Here is a 14,126-nt window from a genome sequence, read left to right as displayed (position 1 = left end):
GTCTCCGCTTCCCCGGCCGGGGGTGGGTGAGCCGCGCCCGGGTGTCCGGCGGCCGATCGTCCCGGGGTGGCTGCGCTCGTGGGCGGCGTTGCGCGTGGCCGCATGCTGGGCGGTGGGCCACTACACCTACACCGCGGTCTACCACGCGGTGCGGGTGCCGGTGTACGCCGCCCGGCTGGTCGGCCGCGCCCCGCGCGGCGCCGGTCGGCTGCTGGGCGCGGTGGTGGGCTGGCTGGCCGACACCGACGCCCGGCCGGTGATCGCCGCTTCGGTCCGCCAGGAAGACGCCGGGATATATCTGCGGCTGGCCCGTCTGCATGACACCCGGACCCGGGCGCGGGCGTTCCTGGCCGTCCTGGGCGGCTTTCCTGCCCTCGCGCTGGCCGTGTGGTGGTGGAGCGCCGCCCCCGCCGGGGTGCGTCTGCTGCTGGGCGTCGCCGTGGTCGGCGGGCTCGGGGTGCTGGAGGCGCCGGCGGACCGGCCGCTGATGAGTCCGGCGGTGGTCCCGACCCGGGTGGGCCGGCTGACCGCGGACATCGTCGTCCGCGCGCTGGGGGCACTGGGCATCGCTGAGATCAACAAGGCGCGTCGCGAGGGTGGTGGGATCACCTTCCCCTCCCCGATCATGCGGGACGGTCCCGGCTGGCGCGCCGAGGTCGATCTTCCCTATGGGGTGACGGTGTCCGATGTCTTGGAACGCCGGGAACGGCTCGCGTCCGGGCTGCGCCGCCCGATCGGCTGCGTGTGGCCGGAGGCCGGGCACGACGCGCACGCCGGCCGGCTGGTGCTGTGGGTGGGGGATCAGGACATGTCCAAGGCCCCGGCCGCTGCCTGGCCGCTGACGCGGCGGGGGGTGACGGACGTGTTTGCCCCGGTGCCGTTCGGCTCCGACCCGCGCGGGCGGCCGGTCAGTATTCTCTTGTCGGAAAACAATGTGCTGGTCGGCTCGCTGCCCGGGGCGGGGAAAACGTCGGCGGTGCGGGTGCTCATGCTCGGCTGCGCACTCGACCCCACCTGTGAGCTGTGGGTGTTCAACCTGAAAGGAACCGCCGATCTGGACGCGGCGGAAAAGGTCGCCGCCCGTTATGCCTCTGGACTGGACGACTCCACGATGGAAATCGTGCTGGAAGCGTTACGGGATCTGCGGGCGGAGATTGTCCGCCGGGCCGCGGCGATTAAACGGCTACCGAAGGACCTGTGCCCGGATGGGAAGGTGACCCGGCAGATCGCCGGTTTGCGGTCGTACGGGTTGCATCCGCTGGTCGCGATTGTGGACGAGTGCCAGAACCTGTTCGCGCACCCGGCCTACGGCAAGGAAGCCGGCGAGTTGGCCACGGACATTATCAAACTGGGCCGGGCGCTCGGGGTGATTCTGATTCTGGCGACGCAGCGGCCGGATGCCGCCTCGTTGCCGACCGGGGTGTCATCGAATGTGTCGATCAGGTTCTGTCTGCGGGTCATGGGCCAGGTCGAAAACGATATGATCTTGGGGACGTCGATGTATAAGAACGGGATTCAGGCAACGACGCTGCGGCCGTCGGACAAGGGTATCGGCTATCTGGTTGGCGCCAGCGACGACCCGATGATTGTCCGCTGCGCGTACATCGATGCCCCGATCGCGGACGAGATCGCCGAGCGGGCGCGGGAAGCCCGTATCGCCGCGGGCCGGCTGTCCGGGCAGGCCGCCGGGGACAGCACCCCGCCGGAATCGGCACCGTCGCTGTTGGACGACATTCTGTCCGTGGTGCCCGGGGGCGAGGGCAAGGTGTGGTCAGAAACCGTTGTCGCCCGGCTCGCCGAGCCGCGGCCGGATGTGTACGGAGGTTGGGGTGCCGATCAGCTCGCGATGGTTCTCAAACCGTACGGAATCGAGACCGTGCAGATCGGCCGCCGGATAGCCGGGAAGGTCCTCAACCGGCGTGGGATCGAACGCCGCCACCTAGCCGCAGCGGTGGCGGAACGTGACCGGAAGCGGGTTGCCTGACGGTCCGCTGGGTGCTAACGGTTAGCGGCTCTCCCGCTAACTGTTAGCACCCCTGTTAGCCCCCTCACAGGCCGCTGACCTGCTCGTTTGCCTGTTAGCGGCCCGGAGCGTGAAACCGCCGAAACCCCGGGGGGACGAGGGCTGTGGCCCCCTCCCGGCCCGGCTCGCCGCCCCGGCACCCCGGCACCGTTGCCGCCACCCTGCGTGACCGGCCCGGGGGTGGTCGCTGGCATCCCGACCACGGGCAGGGCACCGGTGAAAGCCGGCGCACGCATCACCCATGGTGGTCGGCCGCGTGTTTTCCAGAAATCGCCTTGCGGGGTTAGTGCTGACCGCGTACGCCCTTTTTTCTGAACTATCCACCGCCTTTGCCCGCTCTGCTGTGAGGGGAGACAGCAGGAATGTCGGCTGTGCTTGATCTTTTTGCCGGCCCCGGTGGCTGGGGCTCGGCCTGCACCAGGCTTGGCCTGGCCGAAATCGGCGTCGAATGGGATCACTGGACCTGCGAAACCCGCCGCGCCGCCGGGCTGGCAACCGTTGAAAACGATGTCGGTGCCATCCACCCGGGCGACTACGCCGGGATTACCGGGCTGATCGCCTCCCCGCCCTGCCAGCCGTTCAGCAGCGCGGGAAAACGGCTGTGGCTGGCCGACCCCCGCGGCCGGCTCATTCACCAGCCGATGAGGTTCGCCCGCGTGCTGCGGCCGGTGTGGATCGCGATGGAAGAAGTCCCCGCCGTCCTGCCGATCTGGGAACGGTTCGCCTACGAACTGCGCCGCGGCGGCTACGCCACCTGGACCGGAATCCTCGCCGCCGAACAGTACGGGGTGCCGCAAACCCGCCGACGCGCCTTCCTCCTCGCTTCCCGGGCACAAGAAAGCGTCGGCCCGCCCGCGCCGAGTCACACCCGATATGGTGCGACAACCCCGCGATATGCGCCGCCGCTGAAACCCTGGCGGAGCATGGCCGACAGCATCGGCCGGGGGATCATCGACCGGCCATCCTTCACCGTCACCACCCACGGGAACACCTGGGGTGGAACCTACGCCCGCACCGCCCTCCGCACCGCACAGCTAACCGGCAGGTGGGCCGGACCGGTAGACCCCCTGACCGTCGCCGAGTTCGGCGCCCTGCAATCCTTTCCCGCCGACTACCCGTGGCAGGGCAGCAACACCATCCGGCTTCTCCAAATCGGCAACGCGGTGCCGCCCCCCTCGCCGCCGCGGTCCTGTCCTCCGTCGCTTTCTCCCAGCCCCTTGCCCAAGCCGCGTAACGACGAACAGCCACCTACCCGCAAGACTCCCAGCGATCTTGACCCCCTCCCGCGTGGTGAGAGCGTCGTGATTCTCTCGGTGCAGGATTTCAGGCTTCCTGATGTGCTGGGGCATCTGGAGGCCGGAAGGGTCGTGCTCGTCCTTCCGGCCTTCCCACAGGCCACCTAGCGCGGACGGGCGGCTGAACCTCCGTTCCGCGCGCTGCTTTCCCGACGGAAACAGAACCCGTTGCCAAGGTCCACGATTCCGTCCGCGTCGGTCGTGTCCGTGAAACCCGTACCGATCTTGATTCCCCACTGTCCGTCATGCTCGGAAAGCGTCAGACCCCACGAGGTCATGATCGCTCGGAGCATGCCCCGCTTTTCGTCGGTGTCGCCGCTGGTCCACATGTCGCTGACCGTCCGCCCGATCTCCGTGTAGTCGTACACGTCAGAGACAAGCGCGAATTGTTCGATGGCCACCCGCAGAGCCTTGCGGGTGGCCACCAGCGCATCGAGTTCGTCATCGTCTTCCGTGACAGACAAACGGCTTTGCAGCCGGGAGAATTCTGCCCGCATCTCGTCCGGCTCGTGCGCGTTCCCCGCCACCCGCTGGAAAGCGAGAATAGGCGTCGTGTCACTGGAAAACATAGAATCGATTATGCCAATGATGGGGCGGGCGTCACAGCCGGTGAAGACACCGCACGCCTTGCGGGCTTTGGGGTTACCGCCACAGCGAAGCTTAGGAGTGCGCGGGTTTCCGGACGGAGCGCGACCGGCGTTCAGGTGCAGCTTCGCACCGCACGATGGGCATTGAAGGACGCCACTGATCCAGTTGGCGGCCTGTGCCACGGGACGGCCACCCTTGTTCCCTCTGGCGTCCGTCAGGTTCGCGGCAATCACCTTGTTGGCGCGCCACCACAGAGGCGAATCGACCACCGGTCCAACCTCATGCACCCACGTTTCGGTCGTACCCTCATACGTGTACCGGCATTCCTCGACCCCTGTGTGGTTCGCCGCGAACCGGACAAGGTTCTTAACCGATGCTGGATAAACATCGTAAATCCGGGCGATGGATTGCAGGAATTCGCGGTTGGCGACACGCTCATAAATGTCCCTGACCGATTCCGGGTCGGCGCAATAAGCTTGCTTAGCGTAGCGTTCCCCCTTGACCGCCCAGAACGACGGCAGCGGACCGTGATGCGCGCCGTTGGCAATAATCATCGAGATGCCACGGTACGTGGTCTGCTTGACCGTCCTGGACTTCTCGGAATTCGCATGCTGAGCGACAAGAGTCACGATACGACCGGCGAAATCGGTCTTGCCGAACTGGGGTTCGGCAATCGAGATGATGTCGCCACCCGCAGACCGAATATCAAGCAAGATCTCCGCCTGCGCATCCAAATCGTCGCGACGGTCAAGCCGGGACGACTCGGTTACCAAAAGCGTCGTGTAGTCCCCACGCTGAATGTCAGCGATTGCCTCACGCAACGCCGGTTCCTGCGCCCCGTGGCTCGCCGAGTACCCGTGAAGGGTAAACCACTTGACGATCGTGATCCCGCGCTGAGCAGCCTCCTCAGCGAGGATCTTGACCTGTGAGGTCTCGTCCTGGCTACCCGTCGACACCCTGACGAATCCGGCACCTAGCTCGCCCACTGTCCCACCCTCGCTGTCGGTGCTGATCGCGGCCTGCACCGTGCACACTACCCGATAGCCTACAACCCGATCGTCCTCGCTCACGCTCGCGCCCTGCTGACCGGTACACCCGAGGGCCGCATCGCCTATCTGAACGCCGACCTGCGGGAACCGGGGAAGATCCTGGCTTCGGCCGAGGTACGCGACACGCTCGACCTGAGCCGCCCCATCGCACTGTCCCTGATCGCGATCATGCATTTTCTTCCCGATTCCGAGGATCCCTACGGCCTCGTCCGCCGCTACCTCGACGCCCTGCCCTCGGGCAGCTATCTGGCGTTCACTCATTGCACGGCCGATGCCGCGCCGGAGGAGGCCGGACGGCTCGTCGAGGTCTACCGGCAGCGGGGGATCCCCCTCACGACGCGTACCCGCGCCGAAGTCGAACGTTTTTTGACGGTCTGGAGCTCGTCGAGCCGGGAGTGCAGATCGTCCATCGCTGGCGGGCCGAGGTGACCCCGGACGGCCCGACCGATGCCCAGGTCAGCTGGTACGGCGGCGTCGCCCGGATTCCCTGACCATCGACACTCGCGAGCGTTCACGAGGTCGGGTCCGCCTGATCGCGCGGTGGCCCCATGCGCGGTGGCACCGCGCGCGGCGGCCACATTGTGGGGAGCAAGGCACGGTCCAGGGACCGCAGACCGTGCCCAGGTCCCCCAAATTCACCGGCCGACGTGTCGGACCCGGGTGGGATGGTGGCTTTCGTCGCCGATGACGGTGGTGTAGCCTGTGAACCGAGTACACGGCAATCAAGTACGCGGCAATCGAGGGCACAGCATTCGTGGCGGGTCGTCGAGGCCCGGCGGATGCCGAGGGGGGAGACGCGCCGTGGTGGAGCCGGAGGCCGAGGGCAGGCTGTTCCCCGTGCCGCGGGGGGTCCCAGGGCAGCAGAGGGTCCCAGGGGCGCGGGGGTCCCTGGGCCGCTGGGGGCGCCGCCTTCGCCCGCCGCGCCGGGGGGAGTGGGTGGCACCGGCACCGGCGGCCGGGGCGCCGACGGCCGTACGGCCGCGGAGGTCCTCGACGCACCGCAGCTCTTCGAGCCGGCGACGTCCTATGAGGTCCGGGATACCTTCGCCGAACTCGTCCGCCGGGATCTGCTCGGCCCGTGGAGCGGCGAGCGCGAGCAGTTCCACCCCAGGGCGATAGGCCCGCGCGAGCGGTACCTCGTCGGCATGCTCGGGCCGAAGCCGGCTCCGCGCGGTGCCCGGGAGGCCGCCGCCGCGGACGTCGTCGCCGACACGGAGACGGCCGTGCAGGGCGACGCGGACGCCGACCCGCCGGAGATCGCCACCCCGCAGAACCGGGGGCGGATCTGGGCGTCGTCGATGGGACTCTCCTTCGCCGGGCTGGCCGGAACCGCCGGCACGGATTCGGTCGACGTCCTCGCCGTCACGGCGGCCTGGGGGCATTACACCAAGCGGGAGGTGGAGGACGACGAGGGCCGCAAGCGCAGCGCGTGGACCCGCGAACCGGTGGTCTTCGCGAACCGGGAGATCCGCCTGGATGATCACCTGGGCGCCGGTTCCCGGCGGATGCCGCTCGTCGGCGACGACGAGACCGGGGTCTTCCTCGTCGTCACCGTCCGCGAGCGCGGTGCCCGTCGCGTCGTCGAGCTGACGCTGGTCAACAGCCAGCCGGAGCCGCCCTCGTCCGCGGACACGGCGTGGCTGTTCCAGCCGACGCTGTCGGTGACCGCGCTGGACGGCGCGCGCGCCGTCTTCCTGCCCGTCGACGATCCCGAAGACGAGTGGTCCGGCCCCGGCCCCGGCTCCGGTTCTGGCACCGGCCTTGGCCCTGGCTCCGGTTCCCCCGAGGGGCGACGCGCCGCTCGCCGGCGCGCCGCCCCTCGACGCTGATCACGAGGATCTGCACCTCCAGTTGTTGTACCGGGGGGAGCGTCGCTACGCGACCGGTCGCAACGTCGCGGTGCATCCGCACGTCCGGCCCGGTGAGCGGTGCGCCCACCGGCTGGAGACCACCTGGCTGCCCACCTACGACGTGCCGGCGACGGTCGCGCCCGCCGGGCCCGGCACGCCGCTGGCCGGGGTCGAACTGGCCATGGACACTCTCGCCGTGGCCGGGCCCGCCGCCCTGCGGCGCGGGTTGATACCCCTCGCCGACGGTTACGCCTCCTGGCTCGACGAGCGCGAGGCCGAGGTCGCGGGCCTGCCGGCGCGGCTGCGCCCGGCCGCCCGCACGGCGATCGGCGACGCCCGCCGAGCGGCGGACCGCATCCGGGCCGGCATCGCCCTGCTCGCCGACCAGGACCAGCCGCGCCACCGCGAGGCGCTGGCCGCGTTCCAGTTCGCCAACGAGGCGATGGCCGCCCAGCGCCGGCACACGGCGATCGCCCGGCTGCGCGACGAGCAGGGGCTGGACTACGCCGCGGCCACCGCCGCCGTGCGGGCCCGGGGCGCGGGGGAGGCCTCCTGGCGGCCGTTCCAGCTCGGCTTCGTGCTGCTCAACCTGCCCTCCCTGACCGACCCGGCGCACCCGGAGCGGGCCGCGGACGCCACCGCCGTCGTCGATCTGCTGTTCTTCCCCACCGGCGGCGGCAAGACCGAGGCCTACCTCGGCCTGACCGCCTACACCTTCGCGATCCGCCGCCTACAGGGGACCGTCGGCACCGGTACCGTGGCCCGCTCCGGCGAGGCCGGGGTCGCCGTCCTCATGCGGTACACGCTGCGGCTGCTCACCGCCCAACAGTTCCAGCGGGCCGCCACCCTGGTCTGCGCCGCCGAGGTGCAGCGCCGCGCGGACCCGGCGACCTGGGGTGCCACGCCGTTCCGCATCGGTCTGTGGGTCGGCGGCGGGGTGTCCCCGAACCGGTTCGAGGACGCCCGCGACCAGGTCGGCGAGGCGCGCGAGGCCGGCGACGGCAAGCGGGCCAACGTCCTGCAGACCCTGAGCTGCCCGTGGTGCGGCAGCGCGCTCGGGGCCCATACTGACGCCCACGTCGACGAGGACCTCCGCCGGGTGCTGCTGTACTGCCCGAACGGCGAGGGGGCCGACGCCTGCCCGTTCTCCCGGCGGGCGGCGCCCGACGAGGGCCTGCCGGTGCTCACCGTCGACGAGGAGATCTACCGCTACGCCCCGAGCCTGGTCATCGCCACCGTCGATAAGCTCGCCCAGCTGCCCTGGCGCGGCGAGGCGGGGATCCTGTTCAGCCGGGTGAGCCGACGCTGCCCCCCCGGCACGGGTGCCGCCACGACGACCTCGACGCCCGCACCGGCTGCGGCGAGCGTCACCACAGCCGCGGCAGGCGGCCCGCCGTGACCAGCGAGCCGGTCGTCCGGCTGCGCCCGCCTGATCTGATCATTCAGGACGAGCTGCACCTGATCTCCGGTGCGCTCGGCACCACCGTCGGCCTGTTCGAGAGCGCGGTCGACGAGCTGTGCACCTGGCCGGTCCCGGCCGGCGCGCTCACCGGCCCGAAGATCGTGGCCTCGACGGCGACCACCAGGCGGGCCCGCGACCAGGTGCTCGGCGTCTTCGGCCGCGGCCTCGCCATCTTCCCGCCCCAGGTGATCGACGTGACCGATACGTTCTTCTCCCGGCGGGTCCCGGTCACCCCCGCCACCCCGGGCCGGCGCTACCTCGGCGTCTGCGCGCACGGGACGAGGATGAAGTCCGCCGAGATCCGCCTCGCCGAGATCCTGCTCCTCGCCGGCCAGACCCTGTTCGACCGGCACGGCACCCCCGCCGAGCCCTACCTGACCCTCGTCGGCTACTTCAACGCCACCCGCGAGCTCGCCGGTATGCGCCGCTACCTCGACGACGACGTCACCACCCGGGTGCGTACCCACGGCCGGCGCAAGGGGCTCGCCAACCGCATCGTCACCGGTACCGGCATGCTCGCGATCTCGGAGCTGACCTCCCGGGTCTCGTCGGCGGACATCAGCGAGGTGTTGGGCCGCCTGGAGATCCCCTTCGACCCCGAGCTCGACACTTCCGCGCGGCGGGAGGCCGTCGCCGAGAACGTCCGTGCATCGTTCCGGAGCAGGGAGCGGGACCGGCGGGCACCGCGCCCCCTCGCCGAGCGCACTCGCGCCCGGAGCAACCAGGACCGGATCCCGGTCGACGTGGTGCTCGCGACCTCGATGCTCCAGGTCGGGGTGGACGTCTCCCGGTTCGGGCTGATGGCCGTGATCGGCCAGCCGAAGAACACCGCCGAGTACATCCAGGCGTCCTCCCGGGTCGGCCGGGACGCCGGCCGCCCGGGTCTCGTCGTCACCCTGTACAACTGGTCCCGGCCGCGGGATCTCGCCCACTACGAGGACTTCGAGCACTACCACGCGACCTTCTACCGGCAGGTGGAGGCGCTGTCCGTGACCCCGTTCACCCGCCGCTCCCTCGACCGGACCACCACCGGCACGTTCGTCGCCGCCGTCCGGCACGCCGACGAGGCGAACACCCGCAACGTCGACGCCCACGGCGTGGACCTCGCCGGCCCGGCGGTCAGCGGAGTGATCGACCGGCTGCTGGCCCGTGCCGAGGCCGTCGCCGGGCCGCGCGGCCGGGAGTACCTCGAGGAACGGATCCGGCAGCTGATCGAGAGGTGGGAGCTGGCGAGGACGGGCCCGTCCCGCATCGGCTATCGCACGGCCGGGGGACAGCAGCGGGTCACCGGCCTGCTGGAGCCCGCCGGGCACGTCCGCTGGGACGTTCTCACCGTCGCCCAGTCGATGCGGGAGACTGAGCACGAGATCAACCTGCTGGTGCCCGGCCCCGCCGAGATCTTCACCCCCGCCTACGGCGAGCCGGGCTGGGCGTTCGGCGCGCCGCCGGACGCCGACGCTACCGGTGAGATCGGGAGCAGCGGTGAGATCGGGAGCAGCGAGGCGGACGGCAGGGATGACGAGGTAGTGGACGACGAGGCCGCCCCGGTCGGGGACGAGCTGGGGGAGACGGCCTTCGTGGCGGCACGGGCGGGCCGTCCGGCGCGGTCGGCCCGCGCGGCGCTCCCGGGGAGGGGCATCTGATGGTCACGGCGTTCCACCGGCGGGTCGGCGCGGTCCGGCCCAGTCACCTGATGTTCACCAGCGGTGTCGGCGCGCTCGTCGACCTGCCGAACTTCTCCGCGATCGTCCGCGGCGTCGACGACTGGGACTACCGCAACGTCCCCGAGTACCAGCCGATCGTCGAGCCGCGGTTGCTCGCCGCCGTGCGGCGGCTGTATGACCGGGGCGTCACCGAGCTGCGCCCGGCCCCGTGGGCGGAGACCGACGCGGGCGACCGCAGCGGGCAGGGCGCCCGGATCGGCGTGCCCACCGTGCCGTTCCCGAACTGGCTGCGCTGCACCGCCTGCAACGAGCTGGATGTGATCGCCTCCCGCGCGTTCGGGTTCGAGAACCCGTGGCTGACCCGGCCCCAGGACGCCCGCTTCTTCCACGGCACCTGCGGGCGGAAGAAGACCGGCCGCCGGCCGCTCGCGGTGGCGGCCCGCTTCGTGCTCGCCTGCACCGCGGGGCATCTCGACGACTTCCCCTACCCGATGTTCGTGCACCGGGGCGCGCAGTGCGCCAAGGCGAGTCATCCCCGGCTGCGGATGGAGGACCGCGGCGGCAACCTCGGCGCCAACGTCGAGATCCGGTGCGTGAACTGCGACGCCCGGCGCAACATCCGGGAGGCCATGGGACGCCGGGGGGCGGAGCACCTGCCACGCTGCCGGGGCCGCCATCCCCACCTGGGGACCTTCGCCGATGGCGGGTGCCCGCAGGAGTCCCGCCTGCTCGTCGTCGGCGCATCCAACCAGTGGTTCGCCCAGACGCTGTCGGTGCTGTCGGTGCCGCGGACCGGCGCCAGTGAGCTGGCGGTCAAGGTCGAACAGCACTGGACCGCCCTGGAAGGTCTTCCCACGGTGTCGATGCTGGCCTGGGCGCGCGCGCAGACCGCGGTGCTGCGCGAGTTCGCCCGATGGACGGACGAGGAGATCTGGGCTGCCGTCGAGCGGCATCGCGCCGCGATCGAAACCGGCCCGGCCCCGGGTGCCGACGCCGACGACGAGCGGGCCTACCCGGATCTGCGCACCCCGGAGTGGGAGATCTTCTCCTCCGCCGTCCTCCCCGAACCCACCGACGATTTCGCCCTGCGCCGCGAGCCCGGCGGTGTGCCGGCGCCGCTTGCCGGCTGCTACGCCGACGTCGTGCAGGCCGAACGCCTGCGGGAGGTACGGGCGCTGACCGGGTTCACCCGGCTGGACGCGCCCGACCCGGACGACCCCGACCTCGTCATCCGGGCGCCGCTGGCCCGTGGGCCGGCTTCCTGGGTACCGGCGAGCGAGGTCCGCGGCGAGGGCGTGTTCCTGCGGGTGCCCGAGGAGATCCTCGGCCCGTGGGCGCGCCGCGTCGCGGACAGTGTCGCGATGCGCGAGCACCGCGACGCCTACAGCCGATTCCGGGTGAACCGCTACTCCGACCGGATCGCCGGGGACTTCGATCCCATGCAGGGCTGGCCCGGGGAGCGATTCCTCGCCCTGCACACCCTGTCCCACCTGCTCATCCGGACCATCGCGCTGGAGTGCGGCTACAGCTCGGCCAGCCTGAGCGAACGCATCTACGCCGGGGACGACGGCGACCCGCGCGGCGGCATCCTCATCTACACGGCCGTCCCGGACGCGGAGGGCACCCTGGGCGGGCTGGTGTCGCTGGCCGAGCCCGACCAGCTGCTCCGGCTGACCCGCCGGGCCCTCGCCGACGCCCGGCACTGCTCGTCCGATCCACTGTGCGCCGAGCGGCTGCCGTCGGCGCCCGCCGACTTCCTGCACGGCGCCGCCTGCCACGTCTGCCTGTTCGTGTCCGAGACGACCTGCGAGCGTGGCAACCGCTTCCTCGACCGCCGGTTCGTCGTGCCCCTCGGAGACGAGCCGCAGGACCGCGCCCTCGCCCTGTTCGGCGGGCTGCCGTGAAGACGAGCGGCCGGGACACGGCGAGCTCCGCGGCTGCCACGGCCACAGACACGGCCACGGTCACCGCCACCGACATCGCCCGGCTGGCCGGAGTCGGGCGGGCCGCGGTCAGCAACTGGCGGCGCCGGTTCGCCGACTTTCCCGCACCCGTCGGGGGGACGTCGACCAGCCCGCTGTTCGCGCTGACCTCCGTGGCGGACTGGCTCACCCGGCATGACCGACCGTTCCAGGTCGAGGCGGCCGACCAGGTATGGCAGCGGATCCGGGGGGCCGTCGACGATCCGCGCCTCGGTGAGGTGACCGGCCATCTCGGGGGGTTCCTCATCCAGCGCCAGCGGGATCCCGCGGGCGCCACGGCCCTGCTCGGGGAGAGCGACGCGGTGGCGGCGGTATCCCTGGAACCGGCGATCGCCCGCGCCGTGCCGGAGCTTCCCGGTGGTTTCCCCGACACCTGGGAGACCGGGTGGGTGGCGATCGCCCGGGTCGCCGCCGAGGCGGCGGACCGGCACGGCCACGCGGAGCTCTTCGACGCGCTGCGCGCCCGCTACCGCGAGGTCTGCTCCCGGCAGGTGGCGGAGCCTCCGCGGGCGGTCGGGGAGCTGATGGTGACCCTCGCCGGCCTGCGCGGCCGAGCGGGGGCCGCCACGGTGCTCGACCCGGCCTGCGGGATCGGCGGGCTGCTGGAGGCGGCCCGGGCCGCGGGGGCGGGCCGCCTGCTCGGCCAGGACGTCAACCCGACGATGGCGCGGGTGAGCGCCGTCGGACTGCTGCTGCGGGGTGGTGACGCGCGGATCGTCGCGGGCGACTCGCTGCTCGCCGGCGCCTTCGCCGGGGAACGGGCCAACGCGGTCCTGTGCGCCCCGCCGTTCGGGCAGCGATCCTGGGGCTACGACGAGCTGCTCGGCGCGCCGTGGTGGCGCCACGGTGTTCCACCGCGGGGGGAACCCGAGCTGGCCTGGGTGCAGTACTGCCTGGCGCACGCCCGGGACGGCGCGCCGGTGCTGGTCATCATGCCGGCGGCCGCCGCGTCGCGCCGGGCCGGGCGCCGCATCAGGGCGAACCTGCTGCGTGCCGGGGAACTGCGCGCCGTGCTGGGGCTGCCGCCCGGGCTGTTCCCGACGGGATCGGCCCCGGATCTGTGGGTGCTCCGCCGCGGTGCCGGCCGCGGTGCCGGCCCCGATGCCGGCCCCGATGCCGGTTCCGGCGGGCCCGGGGCGACGTCCGCTCAGGTACTGCTGGGCCTGGCGCACGGTGAGATCGCCGTCGTCGAAGCGGCCTGGGCGTTGTTCGTCGCCGCCGGCGGGTTCGGCGGCGGCACCGCCGATCTGCCGGCGGGATTCCGGCGGATGTGCGTTGCGGACCTCCTCGACGACGAGGTCGACGTGAGCCCGCGAGGCTACATCGACCATCCTCCGGAAAGAACCGCTGTCGGTGAGTTCCCTGCCGTCCGGGAGGATTTCCTGGCGATGGTGGCCTCGTTGTCCTCGGCGGTTCCCCTCCTGACCCCACCGAGGGGATCCGGACCGGCGGACCGGCTGGCTTCGCCGAGTGTCACGATCGGTGAGTTGGCGAAAGCCGGATCGTTGACGGTCCTGATGGCCCCGTTGCAGACCAGGGCCGGGGTCGGTGACCTGCCGCTGCTCACCGCGGGCGACGTCCGGCATGGGCGGGGCCCGTCGGGCCGGACGGAGGAACTGGCCGGAATGCTCGTTCTCCGGCCCGGCGACGTCGTCTGTGTGACGGCGCCGGGGGAGACCACGGCCCGGGTCGTCGAGGACGCGGGTGCCGTTCTCGGGCCGCGGGTGGTGCTCCTGCGGGGCGATCCCGACCGGCTCGATCCGTACTTCCTGGCCGGGATCCTGCGGCCGGCCGGCCATCCGGCGCACGGGCGATCCGGTGGCGGTGCGGACGCCCAGGCCGCCGGCCGCTCGGGTGGATCGTCGCCGCCGGCCGGCCTGCGGCGGGTCCGGATACCGGTTCTCCCGCTGGCCGAACAGCGTTCCCGGGGGCTCGACTTCCATCGCCTCACGATGGTCGAGAAGTCGCTGCGCGACGCGGTGGAACTGGCCGAGACCATCGTCCGGCTCGGTCATCTCGGAATCGCCGACGGAAGCCTGCGGGGCGGGGCGACAGGTCCCATGTAATGACGCCCCTGCCCGGTGCGCGGGTCCGGCCGAAGCCTTGTCCTGGTGACGGTGAAGGCGGCGCGGTGCAGCCGGGATCAGCAACCCGACAATGCTGTGGCCGGCCGACAATGCCCTGGCCGATGCCGTTTCCGGGTGGGGGTAGTG

At 71.6% G+C, this 14,126-nt stretch carries 8 protein-coding genes and 1 pseudogene; 8 read left to right on the top strand and 1 reads right to left on the bottom strand.

Translation table 11 applies throughout. The features are described from left to right. Positions 1–1,984 (top strand): cell division protein FtsK (locus ACY5KJ_RS09635; RefSeq protein WP_462203212.1); only part of this gene is annotated, 1,984 nt, incomplete at its 5' end. Between the two features lie 410 nt (positions 1,985–2,394). After that, entirely contained in the window at positions 2,395–3,426 is a 1,032-nt protein-coding gene (locus tag ACY5KJ_RS09630) for a DNA cytosine methyltransferase (RefSeq protein WP_462203211.1), read from the top strand. On the opposite strand, the gene ACY5KJ_RS09625 is transcribed toward ACY5KJ_RS09630, so the two are convergent. Then, positions 3,423–4,931, bottom strand: coding sequence for a recombinase family protein (locus ACY5KJ_RS09625; RefSeq protein WP_462203210.1), 1,509 nt, complete (start codon positions 4,929–4,931; stop codon positions 3,423–3,425). The genes ACY5KJ_RS09630 and ACY5KJ_RS09625 overlap by 4 nt on opposite strands. 24 nt (positions 4,932–4,955) lie before the next feature. Here ACY5KJ_RS09625 and ACY5KJ_RS09620 point away from each other — a divergent pair. From ACY5KJ_RS09620 to ACY5KJ_RS09595, 6 genes and pseudogenes are all read left to right on the top strand, one after another. After that, positions 4,956–5,446: pseudogene (locus ACY5KJ_RS09620) on the top strand (SAM-dependent methyltransferase); the annotation flags it as partial. Positions 5,447–5,887: 441 nt separating this feature from the next. After that, the gene (locus ACY5KJ_RS09615) at positions 5,888–6,784 is read left to right on the top strand and encodes a hypothetical protein (protein ID WP_462188403.1); all 897 of its coding nucleotides are present in this window, start codon (positions 5,888–5,890) and stop codon (positions 6,782–6,784) included. Beyond that, entirely contained in the window at positions 6,717–8,204 is a 1,488-nt protein-coding gene (locus tag ACY5KJ_RS09610; RefSeq protein ID WP_462203209.1) for a hypothetical protein, read from the top strand. Before ACY5KJ_RS09615 ends, ACY5KJ_RS09610 begins: the two co-directional genes overlap by 68 nt. Beyond that, complete coding sequence (locus ACY5KJ_RS09605) at positions 8,201–9,910, top strand: helicase-related protein (protein WP_462203208.1); 1,710 nt, start codon at positions 8,201–8,203, stop codon at positions 9,908–9,910. Before ACY5KJ_RS09610 ends, ACY5KJ_RS09605 begins: the two co-directional genes overlap by 4 nt. Beyond that, positions 9,910–11,835 (top strand): DrmB family protein, encoded by a 1,926-nt coding sequence (gene drmB / locus ACY5KJ_RS09600; protein ID WP_462203207.1) that lies wholly within the window; start codon positions 9,910–9,912, stop codon positions 11,833–11,835. Before ACY5KJ_RS09605 ends, drmB begins: the two co-directional genes overlap by 1 nt. Further along, positions 11,832–13,979, top strand: a complete 2,148-nt coding sequence (locus tag ACY5KJ_RS09595) for an HsdM family class I SAM-dependent methyltransferase (RefSeq protein ID WP_462203206.1) — start codon at positions 11,832–11,834, stop codon at positions 13,977–13,979. The genes drmB and ACY5KJ_RS09595 overlap by 4 nt, the downstream gene beginning before the upstream one ends. Positions 13,980–14,126 lie beyond the last annotated feature (147 nt).

The organism is Frankia sp. CcWB3 (assembly GCF_977927595.1).
Note: the sequence above shows the minus strand (reverse complement) of the source record. Positions and strands in the feature narration are given on the sequence as shown.

Coding starts and splice junctions, on each gene's coding strand:
- drmB (WP_462203207.1), top strand. CDS start 9,910: ATGGTCACGGCGTTCCACCGGCGGGTCGGCGCGGTCCGGCCCAGTCAC.